The organism is Pseudomonas sp. ITEM 17296 (assembly GCF_028895205.1).
Taxonomy (GTDB): Bacteria; Pseudomonadota; Gammaproteobacteria; order Pseudomonadales; family Pseudomonadaceae; genus Aquipseudomonas; species Aquipseudomonas kermanshahensis.
Map to the genome: position 1 here is coordinate 42,291 of NZ_WJRS01000012.1, position 16,620 is coordinate 58,910.

A 16,620-nucleotide genomic window follows, 5' to 3' on the forward strand; every position below is an offset into this window, starting at 1 on the left:
ATGACCGCGTTGGCCTCTTCGCGGGGCAAGCCCACACAGGTTCATCGCTGTCTTGAAGACAGGTGCCGAACTTGTGGGAGCGGGTTTACCCGCGAAGAGGCCGGTGCAGCGAGCCTAAAACCTTCAGGCAAAAAAAACGGCACCTGCAGCAGGTGCCGTTTTCATGTCACGCCTTGTTACTTATGCAGCTCTTCCGCCGCATACAGCGTGTTTTCCAGCAAGCACGCCCGGGTCATCGGCCCGACACCACCCGGCACCGGGGTGATCCAGCCCGCGCGCGGCAAGGCGGTCTCGTAGACCACATCGCCGACCAGCTTGCCGTCTTCCTGGCGGTTGATGCCCACGTCGATGACGATGGCGCCTTCCTTGACCCACTCACCCTTGACCAGCCCCGGCTTGCCGGCGGCCACAACCACCAGGTCGGCACGGCCGACGTGGCCGGCGAGGTCCTTGGTGAAGCGGTGGCAGACAGTGACGGTGCAGCCGGCCAGCAGCAGTTCCATGGCCATGGGGCGGCCCACGATGTTGGACGCGCCGACGATCACTGCGTTCATGCCGTACAGGTCCTGACCGGTGCTTTCGAGCAGGGTCATGATGCCTTTGGGCGTGCACGGGCGCAGCAGCGGGATGCGCTGGGCCAGGCGACCGATGTTGTAAGGGTGGAAGCCATCGACATCCTTGTCCGGACGAATACGCTCGAGCAGCAGCGAGGCGTCCAGGTGCGCGGGCAGCGGCAGCTGCAGCAGGATACCGTCGACAGCCGGGTCATCATTGAGGCGGTCGATCAGGTCGGTCAGGGTTTGCTGCGTGGTTTCGCTGGGCAGGTCGAACGCCTGGGAAATGAAGCCGACCTCTTCACAGTCCTTGCGCTTGTGCGAGACATAGACTTGGGAGGCGGGGTCGGTGCCGACCAGGATCACAGCCAGGCCTGGGGTGCGCAGGCCTTGCTGGCGACGCTCCACGACACGTTGAGCGATCTGCTGGCGCAGGCTGGCGGCGATCGCCTTGCCATCGATTAGGTGTGCAGTCATAGACGCGTGATTAACCATCGAGAAGGAAACAATAAAGAGGGCACATTCTCGCACGACACGGCCCGAGGGCAAAGGCGGGTGGTCGGGCAAATCCCCTAACCCCTTAAATAATTTAAATTTTTTTGAGAAAGATGTTGACGACCCTGCGCCTCGACTATAACATTCGCCGCACTTGTCGGGCACTGCCTAGCACTGGTTGGCAAAGTCGGGCAGAATGAATGGTTTAGCGGTTCTCTGCTAAAACATCGTTCGGTTAGGCTGATCGCTTATGCGCCCGTAGCTCAGCTGGATAGAGCATCCGCCTTCTAAGCGGATGGTCGCAGGTTCGAGTCCTGCCGGGTGCGCCATCAGGCAGCTTAGGCAAGCAAGTAGTTGTACCGCAATATGGTGGGCGTAGCTCAGTTGGTAGAGCGCCGGATTGTGATTCCGGTTGTCGTGGGTTCGATTCCCATCGTCCACCCCATATTTTACAGAGGCGCCTTGATAGTATCTGGCGCCTTTGTTTTAAGCGTTACGCGGACGTGGTGAAATTGGTAGACACACTGGATTTAGGTTCCAGCGGCGCAAGCTGTAAGAGTTCGAGTCTCTTCGTCCGCACCATGCTTCTGTAAGGTTGTACCGCAACACCGCAATATGGTGGGCGTAGCTCAGTTGGTAGAGCGCCGGATTGTGATTCCGGTTGTCGTGGGTTCGATTCCCATCGTCCACCCCATATTTTTCGAAGGCGCCTTGATCGAAGATCGGGCGCCTTTGTTTTTTTGTGTTGCGAAAAAGCCGCTGATTGCGGCTTTTTTTGTGCGTTTTTTTGGGTGGGGTGTTCAATTTGAGCCTTGTAGCGCTTTTGAGATAGAGCGCCGCCCGCGCGGCGCTTCGCAGCACAAGGCTGCTCCTACATTTGTTTCGGGCCAATTATTCCTGGGGCATGCGCGCGCGACCCTTTGGCGTCCGCCTCTATATCGAGTCGGGTCAACAAGGCGGTCGCGCGCGTTGGGGTAGGCGTGACTGGCCCGAAACAGATGTAGGAGCAGCCTTGTGCTGCGAAGCGCCGCGCGGGCGGCGCTCGACCTCAAAGGCGCTGCAAGGCTCAAATCGAACACTTCACAATCCACCCCTTGCAATCCTCTGGTGACACCCCAATAAAAGCTGATAGATTTCAGCCGGTTGAAACACCGGCCCCGCGGTCGGCAGAGGATAACCCCATGATTGCAAAAGAAGCCCGTCAGGCCCTGGCGCTGCAGCGCTTCGCCGAAGCCAATCCGCAACTGCTCGAAGAAATCCGCGAGTTGGATGCGCGTGAGCAAGCTCAGCAGATCGAGTGGGCGTTCGAAGATGCGGCGCAGGAACAGGGCGTCGAGCCTTGGGAGCTGGCGCTGCAACTGATCGCCGAAAGCCCCGAGCAACTGCAGGCCATGCGCCTGGAGACCCATCGCGAGGTCGCTGAGGCGCTGGGCATGGCGTGGGAAGAGTACTGCCAGTTCAACGAGATCGACCCTCAATAAAGGAAGCGATTTCGTAGGCAGCAGTTGTTTGACAAGTTATTACGGCTGCGCGTCGCCAAAGGCGTTGCGCAGCCTCAATTGAAAGGGGCTCGGCGGTAAGCCGTGCGGGCCTTGCAAGTTAATCGACCGGCGTGGTTTCCCGTCGTCCCGAGTGGGGTGACTTCTGCTGCGCGACTCACTAGAATGCTTGCCCTTGATTCTGGAGTCGGGCTAACGCCGGCTAACGTCTGTGCAACGAGGAATATCCATGCAAGTTTCTGTTGAAAACACTTCCGCTCTCGAGCGCCGCATGACCATCGCCGTCCCGGCCGAGCGCGTCGAGACCGAAGTCAACAAGCGTCTGCAACAGACTGCCCGTCGTGCCAAGGTTGCAGGCTTCCGTCCTGGCAAGGTACCGATGAGCGTGATTCGTCAGCGTTTCGAAGCTGACGCCCGTCAGGAAGTGTTCGGTGATCTGGTCCAGTCTTCGTTCTACGAAGCCGTGGTCGAGCAGAAGCTGAACCCGGCCGGCGCTCCAGCCGTCGAGCCGAAGTCCTTCGAAAAGGGCAAGGACCTGGAATTCGTCGCAATCTTCGAAGTGTTCCCAGAGTTCACCGTTGCTGGCCTGGAGTCGATCAACGTCGAGCGCCTGAGCGCCGAAGTGGCTGACGCCGACCTGGACAACATGCTGGAAGTCCTGCGCAAGCAGAACACCCGCTTCGAAGAAGTTGATCGCGCCGCGCAGAACGACGACCAGGTCAACATCGACTTCGTCGGCAAGGTCGACGGTGAAGTGTTCGCTGGCGGTTCGGCCAAGGGCACCCAACTGGTTCTGGGCTCCGGCCGCATGATCCCAGGCTTCGAAGAAGGCCTGGTTGGCGCCAAGGCTGGCGAAGAGCGCGTTGTCAACGTGACCTTCCCAGAGGACTATCAGAACCTGGACCTGGCCGGCAAGGCCGCCGAGTTCACCATCACCGTCAACAGCGTTTCGGCCCCTGCGCTGCCTGAGCTGAACGAAGCATTCTTCGCTCAGTTCGGCATCAAGGAATCGACCCTGGAAGGCTTCCGCGCCGAAGTTCGCAAGAACATGGAGCGTGAACTGCGTCAGGCAATCAAGGCCAAGGTCAAGAACCAGGTCATGGACGGTCTGCTGGCTGCCAACCCGATCGAAGTGCCAAAAGCCCTGCTGGAAAACGAAGTCAACCGTCTGCGCGTGCAGGCTGTTCAGCAGTTCGGTGGCAACATCAAGCCTGAGCAACTGCCAGCTGAGCTGTTCGAAGAGCAAGCCAAGCGCCGTGTGGTCCTGGGCCTGATCGTCGCTGAAGTGGTCAAGCAGTTCGAACTGAAGCCAGACGAAGGCAAGGTTCGCGAAATGATCGAAGAAATGGCTTCGGCTTACCAAGAGCCTGAGCAGGTCATCTCCTGGTACTACAAGAACGACCAGCAACTGAACGAAGTCCGTTCGGTTGTGCTGGAAGAACAAGTTGTAGATACTGTTCTGCAGAAAGCGACTGTGACCGACAAGTCGGTCTCGTACGAAGAAGCCGTAAAACCAGCCCAGGCACCTGCCGAAGCCGAGTAATACGCTACTCTCGTAGGAAACCCCCACAAGCCAGCCTTCGCGCTGGCTTGTGCGTATTCAAGCCATGACTATTTGGGAGTGAGCGCAGGACATGTCCCGCAATTCTTATATTCAGCAGAGCTCTGACATCCAGGCCGCAGGCGGCCTGGTCCCGATGGTTATCGAGCAGTCCGCCCGTGGCGAACGCGCTTACGACATCTACTCGCGCCTGTTGAAGGAGCGTGTGATTTTCCTGGTTGGCCCGGTAGAGGATTACATGGCCAACCTCGTCGTTGCGCAGATGCTGTTCCTCGAAGCGGAAAACCCGGACAAGGATATCCATCTGTACATCAACTCGCCGGGTGGCTCGGTCACCGCTGGCATGTCGATCTACGACACCATGCAGTTCATCAAGCCGGACGTTTCGACCATCTGCATCGGCCAGGCCTGCAGCATGGGCGCGTTCCTGCTGACTGCCGGTGCCAAAGGCAAGCGTCACTGCCTGCCGAACTCGCGCGTGATGATTCACCAGCCGCTGGGCGGCTTCCAGGGCCAGGCTACCGATATCGAGATCCATGCCCAGGAAATCCTCAATATCAAGGCGCGTCTGAACGAGCTGCTGGCCTACCACACTGGCCAGGATCTGGAGACCATCAAGCGCGACACCGAGCGTGACAACTTCATGAGCGCCTCGCGCGCGGCCGAGTACGGCCTGATCGACTCGGTATACGACAAGCGGCAACTGGCCTCCTGATCCCAGGGGCCAGAGCAGGTGGGTGCCGAAAGCGCCTACCTGCGGACTTGAAAAAGCCCGCAATTGCCTTCATCTTGTGTTGCAAGCCTACCGGATTGGATCGATCGAATGACTGACACCCGTAACGGCGAGGACAGCGGCAAATTGCTCTATTGCTCCTTCTGCGGCAAAAGCCAGCACGAAGTGCGCAAATTGATTGCCGGGCCCTCGGTATTTATCTGCGACGAGTGCGTCGACCTGTGCAACGACATCATCCGTGAGGAGGTGCAGGAAGCCCAGGCCGAGAGCAGCGCGCACAAATTGCCTTCGCCGAAAGAAATCAGCGGCATCCTGGACCAGTACGTGATTGGTCAGGAGCGCGCTAAAAAGGTGCTGGCCGTAGCGGTATACAACCACTACAAGCGCCTTAATCAGCGTGACAAGAAGGGCGACGAAGTCGAACTCGGCAAGAGTAACATCCTGCTCATCGGGCCTACTGGCTCGGGCAAGACCCTGCTCGCCGAAACCCTCGCACGCCTGTTGAACGTACCGTTCACCATTGCCGATGCCACCACCCTGACCGAAGCCGGTTATGTGGGTGAGGACGTCGAGAACATCATTCAGAAACTGCTGCAGAAGTGCGACTACGACGTGGAAAAGGCCCAGATGGGCATTGTCTACATCGACGAAATCGACAAGATTTCGCGCAAGTCGGACAACCCGTCCATCACCCGTGACGTCTCGGGCGAAGGCGTGCAGCAGGCGCTGTTGAAGCTGATCGAAGGCACCGTTGCTTCGGTTCCACCGCAAGGTGGGCGCAAGCACCCGCAACAGGAATTCCTGCAGGTTGATACCCGCAACATCCTGTTCATTTGCGGTGGCGCGTTCTCTGGCCTGGAAAAGGTCATCCAGAACCGCTCCACCAAGGGTGGCATCGGCTTCAGTGCAGAAGTACGTAGCAAGGAAGAAGGCAAGAAAGTTGGCGAGTCCTTGCGTGAAGTCGAGCCGGACGATCTGGTCAAGTTTGGCCTGATCCCAGAGTTCGTCGGCCGTTTGCCAGTACTGGCGACGCTCGATGAGCTGGACGAGGCTGCGTTGATGCAGATCCTCACCGAGCCGAAAAACGCACTGACCAAGCAGTATGCCAAGCTGTTCGAGATGGAAAGCGTCGACCTCGAGTTCCGCAGCGATGCGCTCAAGGCCGTTGCTCGCAAGGCTCTGGAGCGCAAGACGGGCGCCCGTGGCCTGCGTTCCATCCTCGAAGGCGTGCTGCTCGACACCATGTACGAGATTCCTTCGCAGAAGGATGTCAGCAAGGTGGTGATCGATGAGAGCGTCATCGAAGGGACTTCGCAGCCGCTGATGATCTACGAGAACAGCGAGCCGCAAGCCAAGGCCGCACCCGACGCCTGATTCAGGTGATGCTTGGGTGATGGTTGCAAGCAAGAAAGGGGCCTACGGGCCCCTTTCTGCTTTTCCTGCGCAAGCGCTTGTAATTTCCCAAGCGTGCCCCCACATTAGGTCCAAGCATCATTTCCACCGGTTTCCGGCCATCAAGGCCGCTGTTAGAGGCGAAATCATGAAGACCACCCTCGACTTGCCTCTTTTGCCATTGCGCGATGTCGTTGTTTACCCGCACATGGTCATCCCGCTGTTTGTGGGGCGCGAAAAATCCATTGAAGCCCTAGAGGCCGCGATGACGGGCGAGAAGCAGATTTTGCTGCTGGCCCAGAAAAACCCAGCCGATGACGATCCAGGCGAAGATGCCTTGTACCGCGTCGGCACCGTTGCCACCGTACTGCAATTGCTGAAGCTGCCCGATGGCACCGTCAAGGTGCTGGTAGAGGGCGAGCAGCGTGGCGCGGTAGAGCGCTTCACGGAAGTGGAAGGGCACATCCGTGCCGAAGTCTCCCTGATCGACGAAGTCGACGCCGCCGAGCGCGAGTCGGAGGTCTTCGTGCGCACGTTGCTGTCGCAGTTCGAACAGTACGTGCAACTGGGCAAAAAAGTCCCTGCCGAAGTACTGTCCTCGTTGAACAGCATCGAAGAGCCTGGGCGCCTGGTCGACACTATGGCCGCGCACATGGCGCTGAAAATCGAACAGAAGCAGGAAATCCTCGAGATTGTCGACCTGGCGACACGCGTCGAGCACGTGTTGGCGTTGCTGGATGCCGAAATCGACCTGTTGCAGGTCGAGAAGCGCATCCGTGGTCGGGTCAAGAAGCAGATGGAGCGCAGCCAGCGCGAGTACTACCTGAATGAGCAGATGAAGGCCATTCAGAAAGAGCTCGGCGATGGCGACGAAGGCCACAACGAAGTCGAAGAGCTGAAAAAGCGCATCGAAGCCGCTGGCCTGCCCAAAGATGCCCTGGCCAAGGCCCAGGCCGAGCTGAACAAGCTCAAGCAGATGTCGCCGATGTCGGCCGAGGCTACGGTGGTTCGCTCCTACCTCGACTGGCTCGTGCAGGTGCCGTGGAAGGCCCAGAGCAAGGTGCGCCTGGACCTGACCAAGGCCGAGGAAATCCTCGATGCCGACCACTATGGCCTGGAAGAGGTCAAGGAACGCATTCTCGAATACCTTGCCGTGCAAAAGCGCGTCAAGAAAATCCGTGGCCCGGTGCTGTGCCTGGTCGGCCCGCCTGGCGTCGGTAAAACCTCGCTGGCCGAGTCGATTGCCGCTGCTACCAACCGCAAGTTCGTGCGCATGGCCCTCGGCGGTGTGCGTGACGAGGCCGAGATCCGTGGCCACCGTCGCACCTACATTGGCTCCATGCCAGGTCGTCTGATCCAGAAGATGACCAAGGTCGGCGTGCGTAACCCGCTGTTCCTGCTCGACGAAATCGACAAGATGGGCAGTGACATGCGTGGCGACCCTGCCTCGGCGCTGCTCGAAGTGCTCGACCCTGAGCAGAACCACAACTTCAACGACCACTACCTGGAAGTCGACTACGACCTCTCGGACGTGATGTTCCTGTGCACCTCCAACTCGATGAACATCCCGCCAGCGCTGCTGGACCGGATGGAAGTCATCCGTCTGCCGGGGTACACCGAAGACGAGAAGATCAACATCGCAGTCAAGTACCTGGTGCCCAAGCAGGTCAAAGCCAACGGCTTGAAGAAGGAAGAGCTCGAGGTCGATATCTCGGCGATCCGCGACATTATTCGCTACTACACCCGCGAAGCCGGTGTGCGGGGCCTGGAACGGCAAATTGCCAAGGTCTGCCGCAAGGTTGTCAAGGAACATACCGGCCAGAAGCAGGTCAAGGTCAAGGTGTCCAGCGAGCAGCTCGAGCACCTGCTGGGCGTGCGCAAGTTCCGCTACGGCCTCGCCGAGCAGCAGGACCAGATCGGCCAGGTAACCGGCCTGGCATGGACCCAAGTGGGCGGCGAGTTGCTGACCATCGAGGCCGTGGTCATCCCTGGCAAGGGCCAGCTGATCAAAACCGGTTCCCTGGGCGATGTCATGGTCGAGTCGATCACTGCCGCGCAGACCGTGGTACGCAGCCGCGCCCGCAGCCTGGGCATCGCAGCCGACTTCCACGAGAAGCACGATGTGCACATCCACATGCCTGAAGGTGCTACGCCGAAGGATGGCCCGAGTGCCGGTGTTGGCATGTGCACCGCACTGGTGTCGGCGCTGACGCAGATTCCGGTGCGTGCCGATGTGGCCATGACCGGCGAGATCACCCTGCGTGGCCAGGTGCTGGCCATTGGCGGCTTGAAGGAAAAACTGCTGGCGGCACACCGTGGTGGTATCAAGACGGTGATCATTCCCGAGGAGAATGTTCGCGATCTGAAGGAGATTCCGGAAAATATCAAACAGGATCTTCAGATCAAACCGGTCAAATGGATTGACGAAGTCCTGCAAATTGCGCTGCAATACGCCCCGGAGCCCTTGCCAGATGTGGCTCCGGAGATTGTCGCGAAGGAAGAGAAGCGCGACAGCGACGCGAAGGAAAGAATCAGCACGCATTAGTAGTTTTTGGCTGGGGGGCTTTCCTTGACAGTTTTTTCGGGGCCTTGCTATAAAGCGGCACGCTATTGTTATCAGGCCACCCAGCACTCGTTTGATACGCTTTTCATTACATACTTAGAAACAAACTCAATAGAGAAATAAGGGGACTTAGAGTGAACAAGTCGGAACTGATTGACGCTATCGCTGCATCGGCTGACATTTCCAAAGCTACCGCAGGTAAGGCTCTGGACGCTGTGATCGACTCCGTAACGGGTGCCCTGAAAGCAGGCGACGACGTCGTTCTGGTTGGCTTCGGCACCTTCTCGGTCAAGGAGCGCGCCGAGCGCACCGGCCGCAACCCGCAAACCGGCAACGCCATCAAAATCGCTGCTGCCAAGGTTCCAGGTTTCAAGGCTGGCAAAGGCCTGAAAGACGCCGTCAACTAAGTCGTCTCTTTCAGCCGGGCCCGGCTTCGCCAGGTCCGAGCACGTTAAGGCGGGTCGCAAACGTTCCCGCCTGACACGTTTGCTAAGAAAAGGCGCATCCTCGGATGCGCCTTTCTTTTATCAGGATTCTACCCACGCTCCGCGGTTGTCGACGCAGTGGTACAGCCGTTTCTGGGGGACGCATGCTGCAAAATATCAGGGACAATTCACAAGGTTGGATTGCCAAGACCATCATCGGCCTAATCGTCGTGTTGATGGCGTTGACCGGCTTCGAGGCCATTTTCCAGGCTGCCAGCCATAGCCAGGACGCCGCCAAGGTGAACGGCCAGACCATCAGCCAGAACGAGCTGAGCCAAGCGGCCGACATGCAGCGCCGCCAGCTGATGCAACAGCTGGGCAAGGATTTCGACCCTGCACTGCTGGATGACAAGCTGCTGCGTGATGAGGCGCTCAAAGGCCTGATCACCCGCAAGCTGTTGTTGCAAGGTGCTGAAGATGCCAAGTTCGCCTTCTCCGAGGCTGCGCTGGATCAAGTGATCCTGCAAACCCCGGAATTCCAGGTTGACGGCAAGTTCAACGCCGATCGTTTCGACCAGGTCATTCGCCAGATGGGCTACGGCCGCCTGCAATTCCGCGACATGCTCGCCGAAGAAATGCTCATTGGCCAATTGCGTACCGGCCTTGCCGGCAGCAGCTTCGTCACTGACAAGCAGGTCGAGGCGTTTGCACGCCTTGAGAAGCAGACCCGTGATTTCGCCTCCCTGACCTTCAAGGCCGACCCGGCCGCGGTCAAGGTCAGCGAAGAAGAGGTCAAGGCGCACTACGAGAAGCATGCCAAGGAATTCATGTCGCCCGACCAGGTGGTCATCGATTACATCGAGCTGAAAAAGTCGGTGTTCTTCGACCAGGTCAAGGTCAGCGACGACGAACTCAAGGCCCAGTACGAGAAAGAAATCGCCAACCTCGCCGAGCAGCGCCATGCGGCGCACATTCTCATCGAGGTCAACGACAAGGTCACCGACGCCCAGGCCAAGGCCCGTGCCGAAGAGATCGAGCAGCGCCTGGCCAAGGGTGAAAACTTCGCCGCACTGGCCAAGGAGTTCTCCCAGGACCCAGGTTCGGCCAACAGCGGTGGTGACCTTGGCTTCGCCGGCCCGGGCGTGTACGACCCAGCCTTCGAAGATGCCTTGTACAAGCTGAAGGATGGCCAGGTGTCGGCCCCGGTTCGCACCGAGTTCGGTTACCACCTGATCAAGCTGCTGGGTGTCGAGGCGCCGGAAGTGCCGAGCTTTGCCAGCCTGAAAGACAAGCTCACCCGTGACCTGAAGATCCCGCTGGTGGAACAGCGCTACGTCGACGCCAGCAAGCAGTTGCAGGATGCCGCGTACGAGGCGTCTGACCTGGCTCAGCCGGCACAGGACCTGAACCTGAAGGTGCACACCTCCGCAGCCTTCGGCCGTGAGGGTGGCGAAGGTATCACCGCCAACCGTGCAGTGGTCCAGGCGGCGTTCTCGGAAGAAGTGCTGGAAGAGGGTGCCAACAGCACCGCCATCGAGCTCGATCCGGAAACCACCGTGGTGCTGCGCGTCAAGGAGCACCGCAAGCCAGAACAACTGCCGCTGGAAGCCGTGGCCAAGAACATCAGCGAACACCTGGCCAAGGAGAAGGCGACTGCCGAGCTCAAGACCAAGGCGGACAAGCTGATTGCCGGCCTGCGTGATGGTTCTGTTGCCGCTGGCAGCGTCCATGAAGGGCAGGGCTGGAAAGCCTACGAGGCGGTGACCCGCGGTGAGGAGGGTATCGACCCGGCCGAACTGCAGGCCGTGTTCCGCCTGGGCAAGCCGCAAGCCAAGGACAAGCCGGTATACAGCAGCGTGGTCCTGGGCGATGGCAGCCTGGTTGTCTTGCAGCTCAAAGGTGTCAACGAAGGCGCCGCCGCCACCGACGAAGAGAAGCAGCAGATTCGCCGCTACCTCGCGTCGCGTGCCGGCCAGCAAGACTTTGCGGCTTACCGCAAGCAGCTGGAAGCCAATGCCGATATCACCCGTTACTGAGTGATCACTGCATGACAAGACAGGCCGCATAATGCGGCCTGTCTTGTTTCTGGCCTTTTGTAGGAGCGGCCTCCTAGCGCTTCACCCCTTCGTAGTTGTCCAGCGTGTCCCGCGCAATCTCCCGCCCCAAGGCGATTAGCTCGGGGGCCTTGTAGAACTCGAAGAACCGGCACACCCGCTTCGGTACGTTGATCAACACATCTGGCGGGTAACCGGCGATCTTGTACTGCGCCAACGACGTCTGCATCACCTCGAAGCTCTGGTTGATCAGGTCCAGCAGCGAAGCCGGCCCCACGTTGTCGATGATGAACGAGCCGGTGGCCGACTTGGGTGCGCCTTCGCGCTCGGGCGCGGCCGCGGGCTGCTGGCCTTCCGGGTCGGCGACGTCCGCCAGCCATGGGCTGGGTGGGGCCAGGCCTTCGGCAACGATTTCCTGTTCGATACGTATCAGTTCTTCCGCCGGCTTGCGCCGGAACGGCAGGCGCGACCCCAGTGAGCTAAGCAGCGAATCGAAGCGCATCTTGAAGGCTGCCGGGCGTTCGATCACCGGCAACTGGTACTGCTTCTGGTTGGTGGCGTTGAGGTTGACCGCGATGATCAGGTCGCAGTGGCTGGACACCACCGGCACGATCGGCAGCGGGTTGAGAATGCCGCCATCGACCAGCATGCGGTTGCCCTGCATCACTGGGGTGAACAGGCTAGGGATCGCCGCCGAAGCGCGCATGGCCTGGTGCAGGCAACCTTCCTGAAACCAGATTTCCTGCTGGTGGGTGAGGTCGGTGGCTACGGCGGTGTAGGGAATGCGCAACTGTTCGATGTTGATGTCGCCGACGATTTTGCGGATCTGTCCGAAAACCTTGTCACCGCGGATCGCACCGAGGCGAAAGCTGACGTCGACCAGGCGCAGTACATCCAGATAGTCGAGGCTTTCGATCCAGTTGCGATACTCGTCAAGTTTGCCGGCGGCGTAGATGCCGCCAATCACTGCCCCCATGGAGCAGCCGGCAATGCAGGCAATGTCGTAGCCGCGCCGCTCTATTTCTTCGATCACCCCGATATGTGCATACCCTCGTGCACCCCCCGACCCCAACACCAGCGCCACGCGTTTACTCATGATTTTCCCTCAGCCTGTGCAACCATGGTTTAACAATGCACCCATTGCTGCCTGTGCTTCAATGTAGACCGCGCTGATCTACGCTAAGCAAAGCCCATACGCGGGCACTTTTTGCTTGCCCATGCGTCGAACAGCCACTCTTTTGACTTTGAGGAATTACCGATGAAAGCCTGGATCTGCCTTCCACTGATTGCCCTGGCCCTTGCTGGCTGTGCGGGCAAGACGGCCTACCGTGACAGCTGCGCGACCCAGCTGGATGCCGCCTGGAAGGAGCTCGACCTGGCCAAGGCCGAAGGGTTTGCCGGTACTGTCAGTTATTCGAAGGCGTTGTCGCTGCTGACGGGGGCCAAGACCCAGCAGCAGTTCGAAGGTTTTGAAGGGTGTACCAAGAAGGCCGAGAAGGCGCGTTTCTACATTCGTGAGTCGCGCGCTGGCCGCTGACCGAGGAGCGTCCCATGTCTGCCATGCTCGATCATGTCGTGTCACAAATCCTGGCCTTGCAAGTGCGCCTGCTGGCCTGCCGCGAGCGGCTTGCCGCGGATACCGACAGCGAGGCACTGCACGACCTGCGCATCGCTGTACGGCGCTTGCGCAGCCTGCTGCGGCCGCTGCGGGGGTTGCCGGGTGTCGAACAGCTGGAGGGCGCTGCCAAGTCCCTGGGCACATTGACGACGCCGTTGCGTGACCGGGAGGTGCTGGCGGCCGAGTTGGTCGAGCGGGGCTTGGTCGAGGCCGGGCAGCGGCGGCTGGCAGGGCGGGGCAAGGCCTTTGGCAGTGTCGCTGGCAGCCCGCAACTGACCCGCCTACTGGCGATCGTGGATGCGTTTCCGTTGTTCCTGCGTGCGGCGGATCGCGAGGGCCTGGCGGATGCGCTGGAAAAACGCGTCGACAAACGCCTGGTTCAGCAATGGCGCAAGCTGCGCAAGGCACTGGCAGACCCGGCCCACGATCGGCATCGGCTGCGGCTGTTGATCAAGCGTGCACGCTACGGTGATGAGGCGTATCCGCAGCTTGAGCATGCCGGAAAAAAACTGCAACGCCTGCTGAAAAAGGCTCAGGGCGACCTGGGCACTTGGCATGACCGCCTGCAATGGTTGCTGCAAGCGCGCGAGCACGCCGACCTGGCGCCGTGCAAGATCGACTGGGAGCAAGAGCTGCATGAGGCGGAGCGTCAATCCGACCTCACGCTGGAGGCTTTGCAGGTGGCGTTGAAGCAGCGATAGCCCGGCATATGACCGATTTAGGGCCTGATCGGTGTAGGAGGGCTGGTTAGTATGTTTCGATGCAGGGCGCGTGCACTACGTGCCCCCAGATCGATACGCTGCAGGAGCCTTCGTGCGATGAACTTCACTGAACTGCTCGACGCCGTGCGAGCGAATGCTGAATCGGTAACCGTCCCCCCGACATGGGCCCAGGGCCGCGCGGCCTTCGGCGGGTTGATGGCTGCCATGGTCCATGAAGCAATGCGCCTGAAATTGACCGATGACCGCCCTGTGCGCTCCTTGGCCATCAGCTTCGTGGCGCCTGCGGCGGCGGATGTACCGATTCGTTTCGAAGTCGACGTGCTGCGTGAAGGCAAGGCTGTCAGTACCTTGCTTGGCCGAGCGGTGCAGGAAGGGCAGGTGGTGACGCTGGTACAGGGCAACTTCGGTGCAGGCCGCCCCTCGGTGGTCGACATCCCGGCGCAACCGGCGTTTGCCATGAAGCCGCTGGAGCAAGCTGCCCCAGAGCTGCCTTACATCAAAGGCGTGACCCCGGAATTCATGCGCCATGTAGCCCTTCGCTGGGCGGTGGGCGGGCTGCCGTTCAGTGGCAACGATTCACGGCAGATGGGCGGCTGGGTACGCTTGCGCAACATCGCCGACGAAGCGTTGAACGTGTCTCACCTGCTGGCTTTGGTAGATGCTTGGCCACCGAGCCTGTTGCCGCACCTGAAACAGCCGGCAGCCGGCAGTACGCTGACTTGGACCATCGAATTCATCCAGCCCACGCCAAAGCTGTCGACGCTGGACTGGTGCCGCTATTGCGTCGAGACCGAGTACGCGCGTGATGGTTATGGGCATGCCGCCGCCGCGCTCTGGTCGGAAAAGGGCGAGTTGCTGGCGCTAAGCCGTCAAACGGTAACAGTTTTCGCCTAGATGTCCTCTTCAGCCTTCAGTGGCGATGCTTGTGCCGTTCGCGCCAAGCCCGCCACCAGGCACCGCTCAGTACAAAGCGCGGAAAGGTGATGAACTGTTCCGTCAGCAGGCGCTGTACGGCGTCCTTGCGGTTGGCAAACGGCTCGGGTTGTTGAGCTTCTAGTCGATGCCCGTGACGTTGCAAGCCCAGGCCAGCGATCAGAGAAATGATGCCAACGGCAAGCTGACCCAGGTCCAGGGCAAACAGGCCGGACAGCACCAGCAGCACACCGAGAATGAACAGAGGTACGGCAATCAGGTGCAGCGCCAGGTTGGTCGGGTGGCGATGGTTATGGTGATAGCCACGCCATTGCCAGGCGGGCAGATTGGGCAGGCGTTTGCTCATGGGCATTTCCTCTCGGTCATGCCCAAAGCTTAGTGCGGCCACGGGGAGGGGGCCAATCGAGCCTGGCTATCGTGGCTAGCTAAGGTGACTATAGCTTGAGCTGGCCTATGGCCTTGTTCAGCTCGCCAGCAAGGGTCGCTAATTCGTTGCTGGTGGTGGCCGAGCCGACGGTCTGTTGCACGGTGTGTTCGGTGACATCACGGATGCTCACCACCGCCCGGTTCATTTCTTCGGCCACCTGGCTTTGCTCTTCGGCAGCTACGGCGATTTGGGTATTGCTTTCGCGCATCTGCGCCACTGCACCGGTAATCTCGGCCAGCGCCTCACCGGCTGCCTGGGCCTGTTTAACGCAATCGTCGGCCTTGTACGAGCTTTCCTGCATGAACTCCACTGCATCGCGGGTGCCGGACTGAAGCGCGGAGACCATGGTGGTGATCTCGTCGGTCGAGGTCTGCACGCGTTTGGCCAGGTTGCGTACTTCATCGGCGACCACCGCGAAGCCGCGGCCCAAGTCACCCGCGCGTGCTGCTTCGATGGCGGCGTTCAGTGCCAGCAGGTTGGTTTGCTCGGCAATGCTGTGGATCACCCCCACCACGCCGTTGATCTTCTGGCTGTCCTCGGCCAGTTGGCGGATCATCTCGGCGGTCTGCTGCACGCCGCTGGATAGCCCTGCGATCGAATCTTGTACGCGGCTGACCACTTCCTGGCCGCTGCCGGCGAGCGTATCGGCCGTCTGCGACAGGTCGCGGGTAGCGCCGGCATGCTGGGCAATGTGGTGCACCGTGGCCGACATCTCGTTGATGGCCGTGGCGGCCTGGTCGGTTTCGCTTTGCTGGCCGAGCATGCCGTGGCGCACGTCGTTCATGCTAGACGCCAGGCGCGCTGCGCCGGCGTCGAGTTGCGCGGCGGTGAGGGCCACGGTGCTGACCACACGGTGGTAGGTCGACTGCATGGCATTGAAGGCCCCGGCCATCTGGCCGACTTCGTCGCCACATGCCAACGGCACCCGCGCCGACAAGTCGCCGGTCTTCTCCACGTGCAGCATGACGTCCTTGAGGGTGTTGAGCTGGCTGAGCAGGAAGCGGATCAGCAACTGCGAAGCTCCGAGCATGGCCAGCATCAGGATCAGTACGCACACGGCGTAGTTGGTGAAGCGTTCGAAGAACACCTGGCGCACGCTTGGTGACTGGGCCACTACGGCAACCTGCTGGTCGCCGTGTTGCAGCACCTGGGCGCCGCGCAGCGGGTTGTCGCCCAGCAGCCACGCGGCGGGCAGGTCGACCCAGCCCTGGGCGTTGCGCAGGGCTTCGATCGGTTCGCCAGCAAAACGTGGCGTCTGGCCCGGCAACCAGCTGATGACATTGGCTTGCCGGGGCAGCGCTTGCCCGGCAGGCCAGGCGGACAACAGCTGGGCTTGTGCCGCAGCTTGCGCCTGGGCCGCGTCGGCGCGGGCGCGTTGCTCCAGGTGCACGGCGTAGAGCACCAGCAGCAAGGTCGTGACAAAGGCCACCGCGTTGACGGCCCAGAACTTGTACTTCAGGGAAACATTGCTAAGCCAGGCACCCATGGGCAGGTCTTCTCTGAGTTGAGCGGAAACAATATTGGCAAGGTGCCATCATTGTGCCTGCACCCGACAGAGGCATTCTTGATATGTATCAAGAAAAAACAGGGCAGGGGTTAATGCCAGTCAGTTAAGCTTCATCCGCCTTAATTGGGGCCGCGCAG

Annotated in this window: 14 protein-coding genes and 4 tRNA genes; 14 read left to right on the plus strand and 4 right to left on the minus strand. The window is 60.2% G+C overall.

From position 1 onward, the window contains the following. Positions 1 to 176 precede the first annotated feature (176 nt). Positions 177 to 1,031 carry a bifunctional methylenetetrahydrofolate dehydrogenase/methenyltetrahydrofolate cyclohydrolase FolD gene (gene folD, locus GIB19_RS15070; RefSeq protein WP_027593957.1) on the minus strand — a complete coding sequence of 285 codons (855 nt, stop codon included), beginning with the start codon at positions 1,029 to 1,031 and terminating at the stop codon, positions 177 to 179. Positions 1,032 to 1,301: 270 nt separating this feature from the next. Here folD and GIB19_RS15075 point away from each other — a divergent pair. From GIB19_RS15075 to GIB19_RS15125, 11 genes are all read left to right on the plus strand, one after another. Beyond that, positions 1,302 to 1,378: transfer RNA gene (locus GIB19_RS15075), tRNA-Arg, on the plus strand. Positions 1,379 to 1,418: 40 nt separating this feature from the next. Then, positions 1,419 to 1,494, plus strand: a tRNA-His gene (locus tag GIB19_RS15080). Positions 1,495 to 1,546: 52 nt separating this feature from the next. Further along, positions 1,547 to 1,631: transfer RNA gene (locus GIB19_RS15085), tRNA-Leu, on the plus strand. A gap of 36 nt (positions 1,632 to 1,667) precedes the next feature. After that, positions 1,668 to 1,743: transfer RNA gene (locus tag GIB19_RS15090), tRNA-His, on the plus strand. A gap of 487 nt (positions 1,744 to 2,230) precedes the next feature. Next, a complete protein-coding gene (locus GIB19_RS15095) occupies positions 2,231 to 2,530 on the plus strand; it encodes a DUF6388 family protein (RefSeq protein WP_238210583.1) in 300 nt (99 codons plus the stop codon). Positions 2,531 to 2,777: 247 nt separating this feature from the next. Next, the gene (gene tig / locus GIB19_RS15100) at positions 2,778 to 4,091 is read left to right on the plus strand and encodes a trigger factor (protein WP_085273229.1); all 1,314 of its coding nucleotides are present in this window, start codon (positions 2,778 to 2,780) and stop codon (positions 4,089 to 4,091) included. 91 nt (positions 4,092 to 4,182) lie between these two features. After that, positions 4,183 to 4,824 carry an ATP-dependent Clp endopeptidase proteolytic subunit ClpP gene (gene clpP, locus GIB19_RS15105; RefSeq protein WP_027593952.1) on the plus strand — a complete coding sequence of 214 codons (642 nt, stop codon included), beginning with the start codon at positions 4,183 to 4,185 and terminating at the stop codon, positions 4,822 to 4,824. 108 nt (positions 4,825 to 4,932) lie between these two features. After that, the gene (gene clpX / locus GIB19_RS15110) at positions 4,933 to 6,216 is read left to right on the plus strand and encodes an ATP-dependent Clp protease ATP-binding subunit ClpX (RefSeq protein WP_033699106.1); all 1,284 of its coding nucleotides are present in this window, start codon (positions 4,933 to 4,935) and stop codon (positions 6,214 to 6,216) included. 166 nt (positions 6,217 to 6,382) lie between these two features. Continuing rightward, positions 6,383 to 8,779 carry an endopeptidase La gene (lon, locus tag GIB19_RS15115; RefSeq protein WP_274887034.1) on the plus strand — a complete coding sequence of 799 codons (2,397 nt, stop codon included), beginning with the start codon at positions 6,383 to 6,385 and terminating at the stop codon, positions 8,777 to 8,779. A 152-nt stretch (positions 8,780 to 8,931) separates the two neighbouring features. Then, positions 8,932 to 9,204, plus strand: coding sequence for an HU family DNA-binding protein (locus GIB19_RS15120; protein ID WP_027593949.1), 273 nt, complete (start codon positions 8,932 to 8,934; stop codon positions 9,202 to 9,204). A gap of 182 nt (positions 9,205 to 9,386) precedes the next feature. Further along, positions 9,387 to 11,258, plus strand: coding sequence for a SurA N-terminal domain-containing protein (locus GIB19_RS15125; protein WP_186679025.1), 1,872 nt, complete (start codon positions 9,387 to 9,389; stop codon positions 11,256 to 11,258). A gap of 73 nt (positions 11,259 to 11,331) precedes the next feature. On the opposite strand, the gene GIB19_RS15130 is transcribed toward GIB19_RS15125, so the two are convergent. Continuing rightward, on the minus strand, positions 11,332 to 12,372 hold the full coding sequence (locus GIB19_RS15130) for a patatin-like phospholipase family protein (protein ID WP_027593947.1): 1,041 nt from the start codon (positions 12,370 to 12,372) through the stop codon (positions 11,332 to 11,334). Positions 12,373 to 12,534: 162 nt separating this feature from the next. Between GIB19_RS15130 and GIB19_RS15135 the strand changes: the two genes are divergently transcribed. The 3 genes from GIB19_RS15135 to GIB19_RS15145 all read left to right on the plus strand — a co-directional run bounded on the left by GIB19_RS15135 (position 12,535) and on the right by GIB19_RS15145 (position 14,510). Continuing rightward, entirely contained in the window at positions 12,535 to 12,813 is a 279-nt protein-coding gene (locus tag GIB19_RS15135) for a hypothetical protein (protein ID WP_027593946.1), read from the plus strand. A gap of 14 nt (positions 12,814 to 12,827) precedes the next feature. Next, on the plus strand, positions 12,828 to 13,595 hold the full coding sequence (locus GIB19_RS15140) for a CHAD domain-containing protein (protein WP_274887037.1): 768 nt from the start codon (positions 12,828 to 12,830) through the stop codon (positions 13,593 to 13,595). Positions 13,596 to 13,712: 117 nt separating this feature from the next. After that, on the plus strand, positions 13,713 to 14,510 hold the full coding sequence (locus GIB19_RS15145) for an acyl-CoA thioesterase (RefSeq protein WP_274887038.1): 798 nt from the start codon (positions 13,713 to 13,715) through the stop codon (positions 14,508 to 14,510). Between the two features lie 16 nt (positions 14,511 to 14,526). Here GIB19_RS15145 and GIB19_RS15150 read toward each other — a convergent pair whose 3' ends face one another. Next, positions 14,527 to 14,895 carry an Mpo1-like protein gene (locus GIB19_RS15150; protein WP_027593943.1) on the minus strand — a complete coding sequence of 123 codons (369 nt, stop codon included), beginning with the start codon at positions 14,893 to 14,895 and terminating at the stop codon, positions 14,527 to 14,529. Positions 14,896 to 14,983: 88 nt separating this feature from the next. Next, positions 14,984 to 16,462 (minus strand): methyl-accepting chemotaxis protein, encoded by a 1,479-nt coding sequence (locus GIB19_RS15155; RefSeq protein WP_274887039.1) that lies wholly within the window; start codon positions 16,460 to 16,462, stop codon positions 14,984 to 14,986. Positions 16,463 to 16,620: the final 158 nt, after the last annotated feature.